Annotated in this window: 17 protein-coding genes; 2 read left to right on the top strand and 15 right to left on the bottom strand. The window is 42.1% G+C overall.

Annotated elements, in window-relative coordinates:
* Nucleotides 1-274: 274 nt before the first annotated feature.
* Nucleotides 275-1,102: an aldo/keto reductase gene (locus ACTNB8_RS07300; RefSeq protein ID WP_441053556.1), complete on the top strand. Its 828-nt coding sequence runs from the start codon at nucleotides 275-277 to the stop codon at nucleotides 1,100-1,102.
* 75 nt (nucleotides 1,103-1,177) lie between these two features.
* Here ACTNB8_RS07300 and ACTNB8_RS07295 read toward each other — a convergent pair whose 3' ends face one another.
* From ACTNB8_RS07295 to ACTNB8_RS07275, 5 genes are all read right to left on the bottom strand, one after another.
* Nucleotides 1,178-2,185, bottom strand: coding sequence for an NAD(P)H-dependent glycerol-3-phosphate dehydrogenase (locus ACTNB8_RS07295; RefSeq protein ID WP_441053555.1), 1,008 nt, complete (start codon nucleotides 2,183-2,185; stop codon nucleotides 1,178-1,180).
* Between the two features lie 12 nt (nucleotides 2,186-2,197).
* Complete coding sequence (gene plsY, locus ACTNB8_RS07290) at nucleotides 2,198-2,848, bottom strand: glycerol-3-phosphate 1-O-acyltransferase PlsY (protein ID WP_441053554.1); 651 nt, start codon at nucleotides 2,846-2,848, stop codon at nucleotides 2,198-2,200.
* Between the two features lie 5 nt (nucleotides 2,849-2,853).
* Complete coding sequence (gene der, locus ACTNB8_RS07285; RefSeq protein WP_441053552.1) at nucleotides 2,854-4,179, bottom strand: ribosome biogenesis GTPase Der; 1,326 nt, start codon at nucleotides 4,177-4,179, stop codon at nucleotides 2,854-2,856.
* A complete protein-coding gene (locus ACTNB8_RS07280) occupies nucleotides 4,142-5,524 on the bottom strand; it encodes a DUF512 domain-containing protein (RefSeq protein WP_441053550.1) in 1,383 nt (460 codons plus the stop codon). Before ACTNB8_RS07280 ends, der begins: the two co-directional genes overlap by 38 nt.
* A gap of 137 nt (nucleotides 5,525-5,661) precedes the next feature.
* Nucleotides 5,662-5,985 carry a class II aldolase/adducin family protein gene (locus tag ACTNB8_RS07275; RefSeq protein WP_441053548.1) on the bottom strand — a complete coding sequence of 108 codons (324 nt, stop codon included), beginning with the start codon at nucleotides 5,983-5,985 and terminating at the stop codon, nucleotides 5,662-5,664.
* Nucleotides 5,986-6,317: 332 nt separating this feature from the next.
* Here ACTNB8_RS07275 and ACTNB8_RS07270 point away from each other — a divergent pair, with 332 nt between their 5' ends.
* A complete protein-coding gene (locus ACTNB8_RS07270; protein ID WP_441053546.1) occupies nucleotides 6,318-7,487 on the top strand; it encodes a ribose-phosphate pyrophosphokinase in 1,170 nt (389 codons plus the stop codon).
* Between the two features lie 57 nt (nucleotides 7,488-7,544).
* Here ACTNB8_RS07270 and pgeF read toward each other — a convergent pair whose 3' ends face one another.
* From pgeF to pheT, 10 genes are all read right to left on the bottom strand, one after another.
* Nucleotides 7,545-8,399, bottom strand: coding sequence for a peptidoglycan editing factor PgeF (gene pgeF / locus ACTNB8_RS07265; protein WP_441053544.1), 855 nt, complete (start codon nucleotides 8,397-8,399; stop codon nucleotides 7,545-7,547).
* A 26-nt stretch (nucleotides 8,400-8,425) separates the two neighbouring features.
* Nucleotides 8,426-8,776, bottom strand: a complete 351-nt coding sequence (locus ACTNB8_RS07260) for a YraN family protein (RefSeq protein ID WP_296155538.1) — start codon at nucleotides 8,774-8,776, stop codon at nucleotides 8,426-8,428.
* 51 nt (nucleotides 8,777-8,827) lie between these two features.
* Complete coding sequence (locus ACTNB8_RS07255; protein ID WP_441053542.1) at nucleotides 8,828-9,583, bottom strand: ribonuclease HII; 756 nt, start codon at nucleotides 9,581-9,583, stop codon at nucleotides 8,828-8,830.
* A gap of 24 nt (nucleotides 9,584-9,607) precedes the next feature.
* Complete coding sequence (ylqF, locus tag ACTNB8_RS07250) at nucleotides 9,608-10,453, bottom strand: ribosome biogenesis GTPase YlqF (protein ID WP_296155285.1); 846 nt, start codon at nucleotides 10,451-10,453, stop codon at nucleotides 9,608-9,610.
* 7 nt (nucleotides 10,454-10,460) lie between these two features.
* Entirely contained in the window at nucleotides 10,461-11,054 is a 594-nt protein-coding gene (lepB, locus tag ACTNB8_RS07245) for a signal peptidase I (RefSeq protein ID WP_441053541.1), read from the bottom strand.
* An 87-nt stretch (nucleotides 11,055-11,141) separates the two neighbouring features.
* The gene (gene rplS, locus ACTNB8_RS07240; protein WP_296155286.1) at nucleotides 11,142-11,489 is read right to left on the bottom strand and encodes a 50S ribosomal protein L19; all 348 of its coding nucleotides are present in this window, start codon (nucleotides 11,487-11,489) and stop codon (nucleotides 11,142-11,144) included.
* Nucleotides 11,490-11,614: 125 nt separating this feature from the next.
* Nucleotides 11,615-12,610, bottom strand: a complete 996-nt coding sequence (locus tag ACTNB8_RS07235; RefSeq protein WP_441053539.1) for an OmpA family protein — start codon at nucleotides 12,608-12,610, stop codon at nucleotides 11,615-11,617.
* Nucleotides 12,611-12,621: 11 nt separating this feature from the next.
* Nucleotides 12,622-14,253 carry a MotA/TolQ/ExbB proton channel family protein gene (locus ACTNB8_RS07230; protein WP_441053537.1) on the bottom strand — a complete coding sequence of 544 codons (1,632 nt, stop codon included), beginning with the start codon at nucleotides 14,251-14,253 and terminating at the stop codon, nucleotides 12,622-12,624.
* A gap of 155 nt (nucleotides 14,254-14,408) precedes the next feature.
* Complete coding sequence (locus ACTNB8_RS07225; protein WP_441053536.1) at nucleotides 14,409-15,023, bottom strand: histidine phosphatase family protein; 615 nt, start codon at nucleotides 15,021-15,023, stop codon at nucleotides 14,409-14,411.
* Nucleotides 15,023-17,440, bottom strand: a complete 2,418-nt coding sequence (pheT, locus tag ACTNB8_RS07220; RefSeq protein ID WP_441053534.1) for a phenylalanine--tRNA ligase subunit beta — start codon at nucleotides 17,438-17,440, stop codon at nucleotides 15,023-15,025. Before pheT ends, ACTNB8_RS07225 begins: the two co-directional genes overlap by 1 nt.
* Nucleotides 17,441-17,497: the final 57 nt, after the last annotated feature.

Raw genomic sequence — 17,497 nt, 5'->3', positions numbered from 1 at the left:
CGTTAATCAAGGCTATAGCAAGAAAATTTACACAAAAAGAAGCCATGCCAGCATTACTTTTATTGCATTTTTATATATTATTTTTCTTATTCAGGTGTTATATTGATAACAGGTTTGTCTTAATATTAACAATCACTCTTTCTGATGTATATTTCGTACTTTTCTCTGCACCTGGCATATACGTATTAATTATTTAACATATTTGATGTTCTTCTTTCACATTTTTATGTTATAATATACAAAAATTGGATTTAATCTGCAAGGAGGAACAATTTTGAATACTTCTGTATTTTTAAATAACGCCAGAACCATGCCTCTGCTGGGGCTTGGCTTATATAAAGTAACTGCCGAGGGAGAAGCAGAATCTGCGATTGCCGCCGCCGTACAGAACGGCTATCGTCTGATCGATACAGCCTCTGCATATAAAAACGAGGAAAATGTAGGACAGGGTATCGCTAACTGCGGAATTCCGAGAAGAGATCTTTTTATTACCACAAAGATCTGGAATAACGCACAGCGTCTCGGCGATGTGGAAGGCGCATTTCAGCGAAGTCTTGACCGTCTCGGTCTCGATTATATCGACCTTTATCTGATACACTGGCCTGTACCCGGCTGCTACCTCAGTACCTGGAAAACAATGGAAAAATTTCTCGAATCAGGCAAAGCATTATCTATCGGCGTAAGTAATTTCGAAATCAGACATCTGGAAGAGCTGCGCAAAGTATCCGGAATTGTTCCCGCAGTCAACCAGATCGAATGTCATCCACTGTGTTATCCCAAAGAACTCATCGAATACTGTCAGGCTAACGATATCCAGGTTCAGGCTTATGCCCCGCTCGCCAGAGGTGCCTACCTTGATAATGATGTCATGTGTGTACTGGGTACAAAATACGCTCATACTCCTGCACAGGTAGGTCTTCGCTGGGCAATACAGAAAGGTATTTCCGTAATTCCAAAATCTGTTCATCCTGAGCGAATCGCTTCCAATGCGAGGATCTTTGACTTTGAAATCGAGCAGGAAGATATGGATCTCCTTGATACTCTTAATCAGGATTTCCACAGTTCACATGTTCCCGAAGATTTACGTGATATTGTTTTTTAAGACAAAAAGACCTCCATTCGTCACTTTCATACCGGCGAATGGAGGTCTTTTTATTTTGTATTTATTCTGTTTTTCTTACCACGGAAGCATCGGTGTTTCGACTTTTTTATCGCGGACCATCAGATCCCTTACTGCATCTGCAGCAGATTTGTCTTCAAATAATACCTTATTCACTTCCATAATTATTGGCATATCCACTTCGTATTTTTGGGCAAGACTCTTGGCAGCCTTTGCAGAATATACTCCTTCAACAACCATCTGAACCTCGTCCATTGCCTGCTTCATGGTGCGTCCCTGCCCCATCAGATAACCGGCTTTTCGGTTTCGGCTGTGAACGCTTGCGCAGGTTACGATCAGATCTCCGATTCCGGATAAACCGTAAAACGTTTCTATCCTGGCTCCCATCTTTGTTCCAAGTCTGGCAATCTCGGCAATTCCTCTTGTGATCAGCGCCGCCTTGGTGTTATCGCCATATCCCAGACCATCCGCAGTTCCTGCTGCCAGAGCAATAACATTTTTCAGTGCACCTCCAAGTTCAACACCCAGAATATCCGGTGTTGTATACACGCGGAATACAGGGCTCATAAATATTCCCTGAAGATATTCTGCTGTTTTTCTTGTTTCTGCACTGACAACACAGGTCGTTGGAATTTCTCTTCCAACTTCTTCTGCATGGCTCGGACCGGAAAGGACGCAGACATCTGCCACCGGAATTTCCTGACTGATGATTTCGCTGAGTGTCATCAGAGTTTTTTCCTCTACTCCTTTGGCAACATTTACAATAATCTGGCCTTCTTTTACAAAAGGAGCCATCTGTTTTGCTGTAGATCTTGTAAATGGAGATGGAACAGCAAGAACAACCACATCCGGGTCTTTCAGGCATCCCTCAAGATCACTCGTAATTTCAACATCCTCCGGAATATGTACTCCCGGAAGTTTGTTCGGATGCTCTCTTTTTTCCTGAAGAAGTTTCACTTCGTCTTCGAGGGCTGACCAGAGTTTCACCTGGTGTCCGTTTTTGTTAAGAAGCAGAGAAAGTGCAGTTCCCCAGCTGCCTGCTCCCAGTACATTAACTTTTGCCATCTGTTTCACCATTTAACCTTTCTTTGATTTTCCAAGAAAAACCTTATTTTCATTTCTCCTGACAAGACGTCCGATGTTTGCTCTGTGGCGCCAGAACGCAAGACATGTCATAAGAAACATTATCCCATACATTTCCAGCGTAAGAGGCCTGCTCATTCCATAGCCGCCCATCTCTCCCCGAACGATCATTGCTATCAGTGCCACGGTATAGCAGGAAAGGGAACCCAGGGATACATAATGTGTTGTAAAAAACAGTACAAAAAACAATACTGCACAGATCAGAAAAATTCTCCAGTCAAATGCGATCAGGAATCCTACCGAAGCTGCAATTCCCTTTCCGCCACGGAAATTCAGATACACCGGAAAATTGTGTCCCAGGATACATCCCGCTGCCGCATACAGGCTCAGAAGCGGAAGCATCTCCGGATATTTTCCTGCAAACAGCGCCTTTACAACGAGAATCGCAAAAACGCACTTCAGACAGTCGCCCAGAAGTGTCAGTGCCCCGGCTTTTTTGCCGAAAGTACGAAGCGCATTCGTCGTTCCGGCATTTCCACTGCCATGCTCTCTTATATCAGTTTTGTGAATTTTTCCTATTATATAGGAAGTCTGAAAAAGACCGAAAATATATCCGATCACAAGACATACGATACGTTCCATCATCTCTGTCAGCTCTTTTCCCCGCGTTCACGGATAATAAATTTGAGAGGTGTTCCTCTGAATCCGAAAGCATCTCTGACTTTGTTTTCAATATATCTTGTATATGAAAAGTGCATCAGTTCTTTATCATTTACAAAGATAACAAATGTTGGCGGCCGAACCCCAACCTGAGTCATATAGAATATTTTCAGACGTTTTCCTCTGTCAGACGGCGGCTGCTGCATTGCAACTGCTTCAGAAAGGATTTCATTAAGAACACCTGTCTGGATTCTGAGAGTCTGATTTTCAATAACTGCATCAATCGTCTCGAAAAGTTTCGGAAGTCTCTGGCCTGTTTTTGCTGAAATAAACACAAGTTCAGCATAAGGCATATAGGCAAGAACTTCTCTGATGCGGTTTGTATGTTTGTAAATGGTTTTGTCATCCTTTTCGATGGCGTCCCATTTATTTACTGCTATGATAACTCCCTTGCCTCGTTCATGGGCAATGCCTGCAATCTTCGCATCCTGCTCTGTAACACCTTCTGTTGCATCGATGACGATAACCACAACATGCGCTCTTTCCACAGCTGTTACTGTACGGATCACACTGTACCGTTCCAGTTCTTCTTTAACTTTACCTTTGCGGCGAAGCCCTGCTGTATCAATAAAAATATATTCCTTGCCATTCCATTCAACCTTGGCATCAATAGCATCTCTTGTAGTTCCCGCAATATCAGAAACAATAACTCTGTCTTCGCCAAGGAGTTTGTTGATCAGGGAAGATTTTCCAACGTTTGGCTTTCCTACTACTGCGATCTTCGGAATATCGTCTTCTTTCTCCTGTTCTGTTTCCTCCGGGAAGTGTTTTACAACTTCATCCAGCATATCGCCAAGCCCCATACGGTTGGCTGCTGAAATTGCCATCGGCTCTCCGATTCCAAGATTATAAAATTCGTATACATCCATCATATATTTCTGATGGCTGTCCACCTTATTTACAACAAGTACCACTGGTTTCTGGCTGCGGCGAAGCATATCGGCAACCTTCGCATCAGAATCCACAAGTCCCTGCTGGACATCTGTGATAAATATGATCACATCTGCCGTATCTATGGCGATCTGTGCCTGTTCTCTCATCTGAGAGAGGATTATATCGCCACTGTCCGGTTCAATACCGCCTGTATCGATCATGGTAAAGGATTTGTCCAGCCATGATACATCTGCATATATTCTGTCACGGGTTACACCCGGTGTATCTTTTACAATTGATATCTTTTCGCCTGCCAGGGCATTAAATAATGTGGATTTGCCGACATTAGGCCTGCCCACAATTGCCACTACTGGTTTGCTCATACATTTGTCTCCTTATCTGTTTTTTGCTGATTACGGGATCAAGAACCGAAGCCACAAGGTCTGCACCGTTTTCATCTACTACTATAATTTCTTTTCCAAGGTAATCTGACAGTTCTTCTATTGTCACATCATCAAGAAAAACATTTTCACCACTTCTCAGCATATTACACGGGATTAAAAGTCTGTCCCCGAGTTTTTTCTCTGAAAGCTGTTCTTTCAGATCCTTTCCTGTGATCAGACCGGATACTGTGATCTTTTCTCCGAAGAAATTGTTCACTACAGGAATCACCTCTGCACTGATTCCTGGATACTTTGTTCTTATTATATCCATGCACCGCCGTATATAAGGTGCCGCAAGGCGACCTGTCGCAACAGTTACTGAGAGTTTCCTGTCATCTCCTGTTCTTTCTTCTACAGCCTGTCTCACTTCCGTATCAAGAAGTCTCAGCATTCCCACACCGTTTTCAAGCTGCAGATAACCGTCATACCGTTCTTCCTCAGGAAGTTCCCGGTCTGCAAGGATATACCATTCATCCGATGCATGAACAAAATGTATCCCATGCTTTCTGTACATAATATCCTGCCATCGCTCGATCTGTTCCAGTACTTTTACTGCATCTTCTTTATTGAAACTTTCCAGCGGATAAAGTCCTTCACGGAATTTCGTAAGTCCTACAGGTACCACCGATACACTCTGAAGAACCGGTGCATATTCAGACATTTTCTGAAGGCTGTATTCCAGTTCTTCCCCGTCATTTACGCCCTTGCACAGAACGATCTGTCCGTTCATTGTGATGCCTGCTTCATACAGCTGATCTACTTTCTTAAGAGCATCTCCTGCAAAACGGTTGTGGAGCATTTTGCACCGGAGTTCCGGATTCATGGCCTGAAAAGAAACATTGATCGGCGATAAATGATATTTTATTACTCTTTCAATATCCTCCTGGCTCATATTTGTCAGTGTTACATAGTTTCCCTGAAGAAACGAAAGTCTCGAATCATCATCTTTGAAATAAAGGGTTTCTCTCATACCAGGCGGCATCTGGTCAATAAAGCAGAACATACAGTGGTTACTGCAGGAACGATATTCATCCATCAGGCCATTCTCAAATTCCACACCAAGGTCTTCGTCATAGTCCTTCTCTACTTCCAGCTCCCAGATCTCCCCATCGGCTTTTTCAATAAGAATTTCTATATATTCATCATTCAGGAGGTATCTGTAATCAAATACATCTTCCACAGGCTGATGATTGATCTCCAGCAGAATATCCCCCGGTTCTAATTCCAGTTCTTCGCCAATGCTCCCCGGCAAAACCCTGGAAATTACATGTTTCTTTTTTTTCATATATATCCTTTCTGTTTATCACATCATTACTATCATAACAATTTCAGTGATAAAAAACAACCATTGATTTTTGCCGTGAATACGAGTCAAAAAACACCACCGGACATTTTTATCCGGTGGCATTATCCATTTTCTGGTCAGCCCATATATTTCTCATCAAGATTCAGATGGAAGACTTCCGCAAGATCTTTATACTGTGCTTTTCCCGGAGTCTTTCCTGTGTAAGTGCCAACTGACATAATCTTAAGAAGAATTTCAGATGCTTTTTCTACTGTATCTGCAATTCCAAAAGTATCATCGAACCCTTCCCCAACAGCAAGAATTCCATGCTGGGACCAGAGTACTACGTCATGTTTTTTCATGAGTTCACCTGTCGCCTCTGCGAGCTCTGCTGTTCCAGGCACAACCCAGTCGATAATACCGATTCCATCAGGAAATGTCATCGGACACTCAGGTTCCATATCCCAAAGTGCTTTTGTAAATGTATTTTCATCATGATCCAGAATAATTCTTTTGCGAATTCAGCTTCCATCACTTTCATTTCAGTCGTTCTCCTTAATCATGTGTAAATATTTTTCATTTTTACTCTATGTATTTTACATTTTTCTGCGCGTTTGTCAATGAAAAAGAACTTGCTCCATAATGTTAATCACTTTTACCAGTTTCAGTTTTTGTACAACAATGAATACATTTATTCGAAGTAAATATCAATAAATTCCTTGACGATGTTTAGGGCAAATGTTATAAATGTAGTAGGACTCAGTTTGAAAAACTTATACCTAGGAGGATTATTATGCCAAATATAGAGTTACTTGAAAAATCAACCCCAGTTGCTCCTATCCGTATTGCAGCACTTGCCGGATGTCAGGATCTTGCCAAGGAGGTTGACAAGAAACTTGTAAAATTCCGTAGAGAACTTGTAGCAAAGAAAAAGCCAATCACCATTCCACAGGGTTACAGTGAACCGTCTTTTCTTGTAGAATGCGAATGTATCCGTTTCGGAACCGGTGAAGGTAAAGGTTACATCAAAGAATCTGTTCGTGGTACTGATCTTTTTATCATGGTAGACATCACTAACTTCAGTCTTACTTACAAGGTCTGCGGTCACGAAAACCATATGTCTCCGGACAACCACTACCAGGATCTGAAGCGTATCATTTCTGCCGCAACAGGAAAAGCCCACAGAATCAATGTTATCATGCCGTTCCTTTATGAAGGCCGTCAGCACCGTCGTACCAAGAGAGAATCTCTCGACTGTGCATTGATGCTTCAGGAATTAAGAGATATGGGTGTATCCAACTTCATTACTTTTGATGCACATGACCCGCGTGTTCAGAACGCTATCCCGCTTGATGGATTCGATAACTTCTTCCCGACTTATCAGTTCCTGAAAGCACTTGTAAAAGAGGTAAAAGATTTCAAACTGGATAACGATCATCTGATGATCATCAGCCCGGACGAAGGCGCAATGTCCAGAGCCGTATATTTTTCCAACATTCTTGGTGTAGATATGGGTATGTTCTACAAACGTCGTGATTACTCTACAGTTGTCAATGGCAAGAACCCTATCGTTGCTCACGAATTCCTCGGCGACTCTGTAGAAGGCAAAGATGTTGTCATCATCGATGATATGATTTCTTCCGGAGAAAGTATGCTGGATGTTGCAAAACAGATCAAAGAGCGTCACGCAAAACGTGTATTTATCTGTACTACTTACGGACTGTTTACAGATGGTCTTGACAAATTTGATGAATATTACGAAAAAGGCTGGATCGACAAGGTTATCACTACAAACCTGAATTACCGTATTCCAGACCTTCTCACAAAGCCATATTACATTGAAGCAAACATGAGCAAATATCTTGCAAGTATTATTGATATCATCAACCATGATGTATCCGTAGAAAAAGTACGTTCCAGCAATGAAAAGATCATGGAACTCATGAAAAAAGTAAACAAATAATACAGTTGCAGCAAACGGGAACCATGTCACTGTCAGACAGGTTCCCGTTTTTTGTGTTTATTTTTTTATTGAAAGAAATGCTCCAAGATTTCCTCTTTTTCCTTTTGATGCTCTGTGTGAAAACAAAAATTCTGGATTGCAGCAGGTGCAGATATTTGGCATGGAAATATGTTCTTCCTTAAGATCGGCCTCCAGCATGATTTTTCTGTTTGCTTCCCAGAGATTCAGCTGATATTTTCCATTTTCTTTTCTGTAAAAAAGCGCCTCCCAGTCTTTCCTGTCAAAACTTTTCTGAAATTCCAGAATCACGTCTTCGCTGACTTCATAACAGTCCTGGCAGATAGACGGCCCGATCGCGCCATAAATATCTTCCGGATCCGAACCAAAGCATTCCCGCATTTTATTTACGGTAACCTCTCCAATTCTGGCTGCTGTCCCTCTCCACCCGGAATGTGACAACCCGATTGCCTTATGTACAGGATCCACGAAATACAACGGTACACAGTCTGCATAAAATGTGGCAAGGACAAGCCCCGGAACATCTGTTATCATTCCATCTACATCTGTATATGGTCTCGGCTTCGTGATACCGTTTCCACGGTCTTCTTCTGTTACTCTTATCACATTTGAAGTATGTGTCTGATCTGAGGTAACAATACTTTCCATCTCAAATCCCACAGCATCGGCCAACCGGTGATAGTTCTCCCTGACAGCATCTTCAGCATCGCCCCTGGTAAAGCTCAGGTTCATGGAAGAATATATTCCTTCACTGACTCCTCCCAGTCTTGTACTGAAACAATGGACAAAATCCGGCAGTTTTTCAAGTTCCGGATATGTCAGATAAGTAACTCCGTTCCTGTTATTCACATGCATTTCCGGCATATCTTTGTGTGCCCATTTTATTTTCTGCATCTTCTACCTCTTTTCTTCTGAATTAATTATTCAGTATAATCAAAAGCGTTTCTGATCCATTGAATTCTGTTTCCGTCTATTGCCACAACATCAAATCTGCATGGGATATCCGCATATCCATGACGGATCAGATAAAACTGTGCCGCTCTGCTTATTCTCTGCCGTTTGTGCCAGTCAACAGCAGCTGAAGCCCAGCCACTCTCTCCTGTCCTTCGATATTTGACTTCTGTAAACACCAGGTAATCGCCATCTCTGGCAATAATATCAATTTCACCTGTTCTGCATCGGAAATTTCTTTCCACAATATAAAGCCCCTGTTTTTTCAGAAAGGCAGCCGCCTGTTCTTCATGGCAGCTGCCTATTTTTCGCTTATTGATATAATCTTCTCTTTTCTGTTTTCAGTGTAGGTATCTTATGTATATTTTCTCTCACACAAAATGTGTAATAAAACTTGCACGATGGATTGGGGACGGACCATATTTCTTAAGAGCCGCAATATGTTCTGCTGAGCCATATCCCTTATTGGATGCAAAACCATATTCCGGCATAGTCTTATCGTATTCTGCCATAAGACGGTCCCTTGTCACCTTTGCAACTATGCTTGCCGCCGCAATAGATGCACTCTTGGCGTCACCCTTAATGATCGGCACCTGCGGTATGGTGATCTGTGGTATGGTAACAGCATCATTCAGTAGAAGCTGCGGCATAACTTTCAGTTTGCTGACAGCCTGGCGCATGGCCTCATAAGTTGCCTGAAGAATATTTATTTCATCTATCCTTGCAGGTCCTGCCATCCCGATACCCACAGCCACAGCTTCCCTGAGGATCACATCATACAGTTCTTCTCTTTTGTGGGCAGTCAGTTTCTTCGAATCATTAAGATAAAGAATATGATGGTCATGCGGAAGAATCACTGCGCAGGCAACTACCGGTCCTGCAAGCGGCCCTCTGCCTACTTCATCTATGCCGCAGAGATATCCCAGATGTTCATATTTATGCTCATATTCCATCATCTTGTGCATACGAAGTTTTTCGTTTTCCAGATTCTTGATCTTTTTTTCATACTGTTGTACAAGCTTCGTAACTCCTGCTCTTTCGTCACTTCTGTAGACATCACAGAGCTCCTGCCAGCCTGTATACCCGGTATTAAGAAATTCCGTCTTAATCTCACCTATTGTTTTCATTTATTCTCCCTGAACCTCTCTCAGTCAGGCTTCTGCCCATTCAAGCGTGATTCTTCCGATCTTACCGCTTCTGAAATCATCAAAAAGGACTCCTGAAGCTTTCGTGTAATCCAGCTCTTCACCACGTTTCAGGCAGCCCCTTGCCCGTGCAAGTTCTCCCAGCACTTCAACTGCCGCCCCCTCTTCTGATATCCCATAACGTCCGTTCAGCATTCCGGGATAGTTTTCTCTGAGATAATTTATCAGCTCCAGCGCAAGCTCCTCCATGTTAAGGATATCATCTTTGATGGAGCCTACAAATGCAAGGCGCATCCCCACCTGCTGATCTTCAAATTTCGGCCAGAGAATTCCCGGAGTATCCAGAAGCTCCACGTTTTTGTTCAGTCTGATCCACTGTTTGCCCTTTGTTACGCCGGGACGGTTTCCGGTTTTTGCACAGGCTTTTCCTGCAAAAGTATTAATAAATGTGGATTTTCCAACATTCGGAATTCCTGCTACCATTGCACGGATAGGACGGTTTTTGATTCCACGTTTACGATCACGTTCGATCTTTTCTCTGCATGCTTCCTGAATCACATTCTGTATGGTTTTCATTCCTGCACCATTTCGGGAATCGACCTTCACAACGTAAATACCCTGTTTCTGAAAATATTCTTTCCATGCTTCATTCTGACGATCATCTGCAAGATCTGCTTTATTCAGAAGAATCAGTCTTGATTTGTTCTGTCCAAGTTTATCAATATCCGGATTTCTGCTGGATAAAGGCACTCTGGCATCTACCAGTTCAATAATCAGGTCAATCAGTTTCAGGTCTTCCTGCATCTGTCTTTTTGCTTTGGTCATATGACCCGGATACCACTGTACGTTCATATATTACCTAACCTTTCCAAACTCCAATCTTCTTCCACGGAGAACAGGTAAACCATATCTTACCTACAATATAGCGTTTTTTGACCATTCCTATGTCTGCATACCGGCTGTCCTCACTGTTATTTCTGTTGTCTCCAAGTACAAAGTATTCCCCTGACTCCAGCGTTACCGGACTTGATGCAATTCCTGCATTACTGATATTCGGAAAATCTCTGCCTTCTTTGTAAGTTTCTCCATCTATAAGAATTCTGCCATCTGAAATCTGAACAGTTTCTCCCGGGAGTCCTATGATCCTGCGGATGTGTAATGCAGCATCATCACTTGCATTTGTCCTGAAAACAATCACATCGCCCCGTTTTGGTGAAGAAAATTTATATACTGCTTTATTTATAAAAAATCTGTCTCCTACAGAAACTGTAGGTTCCATTGAACTTTCCTGCATGGTTACTGTCTGAAACATCATAATAGCGGCCAAAGCAGCAAATACAAGCGTAACGATTATTTCAAACACCCATTTCATGGAGCTGCGGACTTTTTCATTTTCAAACTTCTGTCTGACTTCCTGAACTTTCGGATGTTCTTTCCAGTTTTTTATATCCATATCTGTATACCCCATAATGGAAAAGAGGGACAATAGCTGTCGTTATTGTCCCTGCTTTAAACCATTTGAAATTTTCGAATTATCGAATTATCTTACACGCTCTTTAACCTTAGCAGCTTTACCTACACGATCTCTCAGGTAGTTCAGCTTAGCACGGCGAACTTTACCATGACGGATAACTTCAACTTTAACTACATGTGGGGAATGAAGTGGCCATGTTTTTTCTACGCCTACACCGTTAGAGCTCTTTCTTACTGTGAAAGTTTCTCTTGTGCTTCCGCCCTGTTTCTTAAGAACTGTTCCTTCAAAGATCTGAACACGTTCACGGTTTCCTTCTTTGATCAGTGCGTGTACTCTTACTGTGTCTCCTGTGCGGAATTCCGGCACTTCAGCTTTAAGCTGTTCTGCTTCGATGTTTTTGATAATGTCGTTCATTTTTTCTCTCCTATTCTTAACTGGATGTTCTTAATACATGATCTGTAACAGAGGACCATCTTTTTTACAACATTGTTGATTATACTATAGAAAATCCACTATTGCAAGATGTTTTTGGAGAAAAATCAGGATTCTGAATTTGTGGCTGTCGCATCAGATGCTTCTGATTCAGCTGATTCTCCGGATTCTGACATGATTTTATTCAGTTCATCGATCATCTCATCATCTTTCAGACGGAATTTAATTTCAACTCGCCTTGAAGCATCTTTGTCCACATTACCATTTGCATCCAGTACAGGATTTGCCATAGAATGGCCGTTAACAGTCAGATAATTCTCCAGGCTCTGCGACTGGTCTGAACTGAGGAAATTCCCCTGAATGTCCAGAAGATACTGTGCAACAGCAAGTGATCTCTGCTGGGAAAGCTGAAGATTATAACTGTAGTCACCATCTGTATCTGTATATCCGTCAATGATGATCTCCGCAAGATATTTCATATAGTCTTCCTGCAGAAGCACCTTGCAGTAAATAGGCAGGATCTGTTCAAGTGCCTGTTTGCCGGCATCACTGAGTTCTGCTTCATCATAATTAAAAAGGACATTCGACTGAAGTGTCAGCGCTCCGGTCTGGGCATCAATATTAACATCTATATTATTATTGGAAAATTCATTTTTGAGTGCTTCAATAACATCAGCTTTTACTCCGATGATCTGGTCAATCTGAGCCTGCTGGTCTTTCAGCTGGGCTGTTTTTGTGTCCAGATCAGACTGCTGGGCATTAAGAGTTTTCTCCTGCTCTTTCAGCTTTGCAGCCAGTTCTGACAGCTTTTTTTCCTGATCAGCCAGTTTCTGCGACTGACTTTTCAGCTTCTCATCCTGTGTCTGAATAGTTCCGTCTTTTTCGTCAAGAGCATTCTGCTTATCCAGAAGTTCCTGATTATATTCTTCCTGAAGAGCAATCTTTTCTTCCTGCTCTTTAAGGCTTTCGTTATAGCTTTTCTGCGCCTGAAAAAGAGTCACACACATGATCAGAACAAAAAGCAGCAGCACGCCTGCCATCATATCAGAGTAGGAACGCCAGACATTAAATCCGCTGTCCTCTGATTTTTTCTTTCTGCGCATCTGTCTCTCCTTTATCTGAATATGCCGAATTTGCCTTTCTGTGCTCCTTTTGACAGCTCACGGATATTTCTGGAAATGTCTTCCAGAAGTGCCGCCTGCTGATCTCCCTGTGCTTCTACAAGATCACGGATCTGATCCAGGGATTCCTGTCTGGAAAGCTGTCCTGAAGTAAGCTGGACATCGTTTCCTGCTCCTGAAACAGAAATATCAGTAAGAAGTCTGCGAACCTGTTCCATAGTCTTATAGGAAAGTTTCTGGTACTGGGCAAATTCCTGAAGTTTCCTGTCAAATTCCTCAACAACCTTCTGGCTGGCGTTCAGTAATTCCACATTGTTCTTACCTGCAGCAGAGATTTTTTCCATTCCTGAAGCTGCAGCTTCAACATATTTCTGCATGGTCTGATTACATGCAACCCAGAACTTCGCAGAAGAAGTTTCTGCTTCTTTCAGATAATCTGCCAGATGCTGATAATCTGCCTGCTGCTGTTTCTGGATCGTCTGGTTATCCTGAAGGATACGTCCTGCTGCAGACAGGTAATCCTTCTGCATTTTTGTGGACTCTTCCAGCATTTTCTGCATGTTCTTCTCATGTTCGACATATGCATCGCCAAGCTGTTTACTCATTGCCTGGTAAAGGTTAGTAGTATAATTTGTATTGTCTGTCTGGGCATCTTTCAGCTGTGCCAGTGCCTTGCCGAAATCTCTGAACTGCGCTTCAAAAGAAAGATTCATTTCTTTCAGAAATGCATCAAGAATTTCTCTGACTGCGTCTTCCTGACATTTTGTCACAGATGAGACAAGTATATCCAGGGAATCGTTCATTTTCCGGAAAGTAGGCGTTATTACTTTTTCGAAGCTCTCTACCATCTGTCCTGAAACTTTTTCTGCCATAAGAGTCATGGCAGCTTCCTGATTTTTCTGGCTGGATACAAGAAGATTTCTGGATTCACTTTCTGCGCTCGGCATTACATATGCATGGAATGTTTCAAGAAACTCCTGAAGGCTTTCAGTCATTGATGAATACTCTGCCTTCATTCCCGAACTGTAGATCAGTGACATTGCAATACCATAAATAGATGTGAGAAATGCCACTTTGATACCATCTACAAGTGAAGCCACAGAATTTGTCATTGCCTCATAATTAGAAGGTTCGAAGTTCTTGAGTCCCCATACAAGACCTACAAATGTACCAAGTATACCAAGGCTTGTAAACAGATCCGGTGCCATCTCGAGAATTTTTTTATGTATATGAATATCCAGGTCTTCCTCATTCAGATATTCTTCAATGTCTACAATTCCCTCCTGGCTTTTCGAGACTGCATCTGTAAATGACTGCATTCTGTCATCCAGATATCTGTGATGAAAAATCCCGTTCAGTGAAGGTATTCTGGATACTTCCATTTTTCCCGGAGTTTCCAGTAAATGTTTCAATTCCTGTGTTCCATCAGAAAGTGCATCTGAAATACGGTTTATGCGGAACATTCCGCCTGCAAGTCCTGCAATATAGACTACAACCATAATTCCAAGAAATGCAAAATTATAAATTAGAACACTTGTTGCACCCTGTCCAACATAGACAGTCATTCCTATGGCTGCTGCCAGAACAATCAGAAAAAGCAGCACATTCATAACCTTTTTCTTCATATTGACCTCCTTATCATTACATTCTATATTATCATACCATTTTTTCAGTCACAAGCTGTTTTCCCTACTTTACCCTGTTTTCACAAAAAAAACATTTATGCAAAAAGCAGCCTTCCGGGATCTGTCCGAAAAGCTGCTCTCTTTTATTTTACTGCTTATGCATATACCTTGTCTTCTTCCAGAAATCTGGCTCTGCCATCTGTAACTTCAATAAGGTTAACACTGCAGTTTGGCGGAATACAGCCATGCCAGAAATTCTCTGGATCTTGGTATATATTCTGAAGAAGTGCCCTCACAGCACACCCATGAGAAGCCACAAGTACTGTCTTATCCTGTAAAGCAGGATCATTTATTTTTTCCTCCCAGAACTCTCTGGTCCTCTGAATGACATCCGAAATATTTTCTCCGTCCTCAGGACGTTTGAAATGAAGCGGATCTGTAAAAAAAGTTTTCATATCTTCATTCAGATAATTTCCATCTTTGTCCCGGCATACCATTCCTTCCAGCACTCCGAAATTAATTTCCCGGATTCTGTCATCTGTAATCACCGGAACATTGTCTTTTTGTTCCCTGAGTATCAGTTCTGCTGTCTGCCTTGCTCTCTGAAGAGGACTTGTAAAGCATACATCAAAATGTACATTTTTTAATGCTTCACCAGTTTTCTGTGCCAGGATAATTCCGGCCTCAGCCAGCGGTATATCTACCACACCCTGAACCTTATGAAGTACATTCCATTTAGTCTCTCCATGACGAACCACATAAATTTTCATCAGCTTCTCAGCTCGATTCCCAGATCTGTAAGGCCATTCAGGATCTTTTTCATTGCTGCTGTGATTTCTGCTTCTTCCAGGGTCTTATCATGATCACGGAATACAACAGAATACGCCATGGATTTGTATCCTGCCTTGATCTGTGCACCTTCATAAATGTCAAAGAGCTGATATGACTCAAGGATTTTTCCACCTCTCTGAACCAGTACATCTTCAATCTGTCCTGCCAAAACTTTCTTCGGAACTACCATGCTCAGGTCACGGGTAACTGCCGGATATTTTGCAATTCCTGTAAATTTATGATTAAAGCTGCAGAATTCAAGAATATCCCTGATATCGATCACCGCAACATAAGCTCTGTCACCGATTCCATAATTATCTGCAACGAGCGGATGTACCTCTCCGAGATATCCCACTACTTTACCTTCATATACGATATTTGCCTGTCTTCCAGGATGGAGGTAAGATTTGTTGCTGTCCGGTGTATAATGAGGTTTTTTCTTCATTCCGACTTTTTCAAAGAACTCTTCACATACACCTTTCATATCAAAGAAATCACCTGCGCCGTACATTCCCAGTGTGAAGTGTACTCTCTCATCAGGAAGTTCTGTAAGCGGAAGAGCTTTCGGAAGATAAACCTTACCAATCTCATAAAGACGAACATCTTTGTTTCTTCTGTTATAGTTTGTTGCCAGAGAAGAAAGCATACCATTTAATGTTGTTGTACGCATAATGCTGTAGTCTTCTCCGAGAGGATTGCTGATAGTGATCACCCTGCGAAGATTACTGTCTTCAGGAATACGAAGTTTGTCAAATACCTTCGGGCTCTCGAATGAATAGCTCATTCCTTCAGAGAATCCACAGTATTCAGCAATATCTCTTGCAATCTGCTCAATGCGGAGCTTGAATGGAAGTCTTCCTGTAGTAGCTTCTCCATTTGGAAGAGTTGTAGGAATTTTGTCATATCCATAAAATCTGGCAACTTCCTCTGCAACATCTGCCATGCAGTGGATATCCTGACGGAAAGTAGGTGCAACGATCTCGTTTGTTTCCGGATCATACGCAAGTTCAACTTTTGCAAGATATGCAATCATTTCTTCTTTTGTAAGATCTGTTCCCAGAAGTCCGTTGATGCGTTCAGGCTCGAATGGGACTCTTGACGGTTCTCTTACTTCATTGCATACATCCACAATGCCGCCCACAACTTCACCAGCGCCAAATTCTTCCATCAGCTGGCATGCACGGTCAATTGCTGCTTTTGCATTATTCGGATCAAGACCTTTTTCGAATTTACCGGAAGCATCTGTACGAAGTCCGATTCTCTTAGAAGAGAGACGGATGTTTGTTCCGTTGAAGCATGCTGCCTCAAACAGTACTGTTTTTACATTATCTGTGATCATGGAGTTTTCACCGCCCATAATCCCTGCAATGCCTACTGCTTTTTTGCCGTCACAGATCATCAGAACATCTTTGTCCATGGTACGTTCCTGTCCATCCAGTGTCACAAATGTTTCACCGTCTTTTGCACGACGCACTACAATTTCATTTCCCTCAATTGTGTCGAGATCATAGGCATGCATCGGCTGTCCATATTCTTCCATTACATAGTTGGTTATATCTACCAGATTGTTGATCGGGCGGATTCCATTGGAAGCCAGACATCTCTGCATCCATTTCGGAGAAGGTCCGATCTTGACATTTTTTACAACTCTTGCTGTATATCTCGGGCAGAGTTCCGGATCTTCTACAGTTACCCTGACATAATCAGAAGTTTTTTCATCATTACCTGTTTCTTTTACTACAGGCGGTACAAATTTCTTATCAAAAGTAGCTGCTGCCTCTCTTGCAATTCCAAGGACACCATAGCAGTCTACACGGTTGGATGTGATCTCATATTCAAAAACGACATCATCAAGGCCAAGTGCTTTGATGGCACTTTCTCCGACTACTGCATCTTCCGGGAAAATATAAATACCGTATTCCGGAGCTTCCGGATACATTTCTCTTGTGCTTCCCAGTTCTTCGATGGAACACATCATACCACAGGATTCTACTCCACGGAGTTTACCTTTTTTGATTTTGATTCCACCAGAAGTTTTCTTTCCGTCATGGCCGCCTGCTACACGTCCGCCATCCAGAACTACCGGAACTTTGTCTCCTTCTTTTACGTTTGGAGCACCAGTAACGATCTGTACTGTCTCATTTCCTATATTCACCTGGCAGATGATCAGTTTGTCTGCATCAGGATGTCTTTCTATTTTTTCAATCTGTCCAATGACGATTTTGTCAAGATCTGCGTCCAGTTTCTCAAAACCTTCTACTTTTGTTCCTGACAAAGTCATCGCATCTGTATATTCCTGAGCCGTAACATCAAGATCCGGCACATACATTTTAATCCAGGACATTGAAGTATTCATTATATATTACCACCTTTCGATAAAGTCATTGTTATTTCAATCTGAGATCAAACCCCG

The sequence above is a fragment of the Blautia sp. HCP28S3_G10 genome (assembly GCF_052065235.1).
Lineage (GTDB): Bacteria > Bacillota > Clostridia > Lachnospirales > Lachnospiraceae > Blautia_A.
Note: the sequence above shows the minus strand (reverse complement) of the source record. Positions and strands in the feature narration are given on the sequence as shown.

Bases quoted from the DNA above. Each gene is read 5' to 3' on its own strand.
- ACTNB8_RS07295 (WP_441053555.1), bottom strand. From the start codon at position 2,185: ATGGCAAAAGTTAATGTACTGGGAGCAGGCAGCTGGGGAACTGCACTT.
- plsY (WP_441053554.1), bottom strand. From the start codon at position 2,848: ATGATGGAACGTATCGTATGTCTTGTGATCGGATATATTTTCGGTCTT.
- der (WP_441053552.1), bottom strand. From the start codon at position 4,179: ATGAGCAAACCAGTAGTGGCAATTGTGGGCAGGCCTAATGTCGGCAAA.
- ACTNB8_RS07280 (WP_441053550.1), bottom strand. From the start codon at position 5,524: ATGAAAAAAAAGAAACATGTAATTTCCAGGGTTTTGCCGGGGAGCATT.
- ACTNB8_RS07275 (WP_441053548.1), bottom strand. From the start codon at position 5,985: ATGGAACCTGAGTGTCCGATGACATTTCCTGATGGAATCGGTATTATC.
- ACTNB8_RS07270 (WP_441053546.1), top strand. From the start codon at position 6,318: ATGCCAAATATAGAGTTACTTGAAAAATCAACCCCAGTTGCTCCTATC.
- pgeF (WP_441053544.1), bottom strand. From the start codon at position 8,399: ATGCAGAAAATAAAATGGGCACACAAAGATATGCCGGAAATGCATGTG.
- ACTNB8_RS07255 (WP_441053542.1), bottom strand. From the start codon at position 9,583: ATGAAAACAATAGGTGAGATTAAGACGGAATTTCTTAATACCGGGTAT.
- ylqF (WP_296155285.1), bottom strand. From the start codon at position 10,453: ATGAACGTACAGTGGTATCCGGGTCATATGACCAAAGCAAAAAGACAG.
- lepB (WP_441053541.1), bottom strand. From the start codon at position 11,054: ATGGATATAAAAAACTGGAAAGAACATCCGAAAGTTCAGGAAGTCAGA.
- rplS (WP_296155286.1), bottom strand. From the start codon at position 11,489: ATGAACGACATTATCAAAAACATCGAAGCAGAACAGCTTAAAGCTGAA.
- ACTNB8_RS07235 (WP_441053539.1), bottom strand. From the start codon at position 12,610: ATGCGCAGAAAGAAAAAATCAGAGGACAGCGGATTTAATGTCTGGCGT.
- ACTNB8_RS07230 (WP_441053537.1), bottom strand. From the start codon at position 14,253: ATGAAGAAAAAGGTTATGAATGTGCTGCTTTTTCTGATTGTTCTGGCA.
- ACTNB8_RS07225 (WP_441053536.1), bottom strand. From the start codon at position 15,023: ATGAAAATTTATGTGGTTCGTCATGGAGAGACTAAATGGAATGTACTT.
- pheT (WP_441053534.1), bottom strand. From the start codon at position 17,440: ATGAATACTTCAATGTCCTGGATTAAAATGTATGTGCCGGATCTTGAT.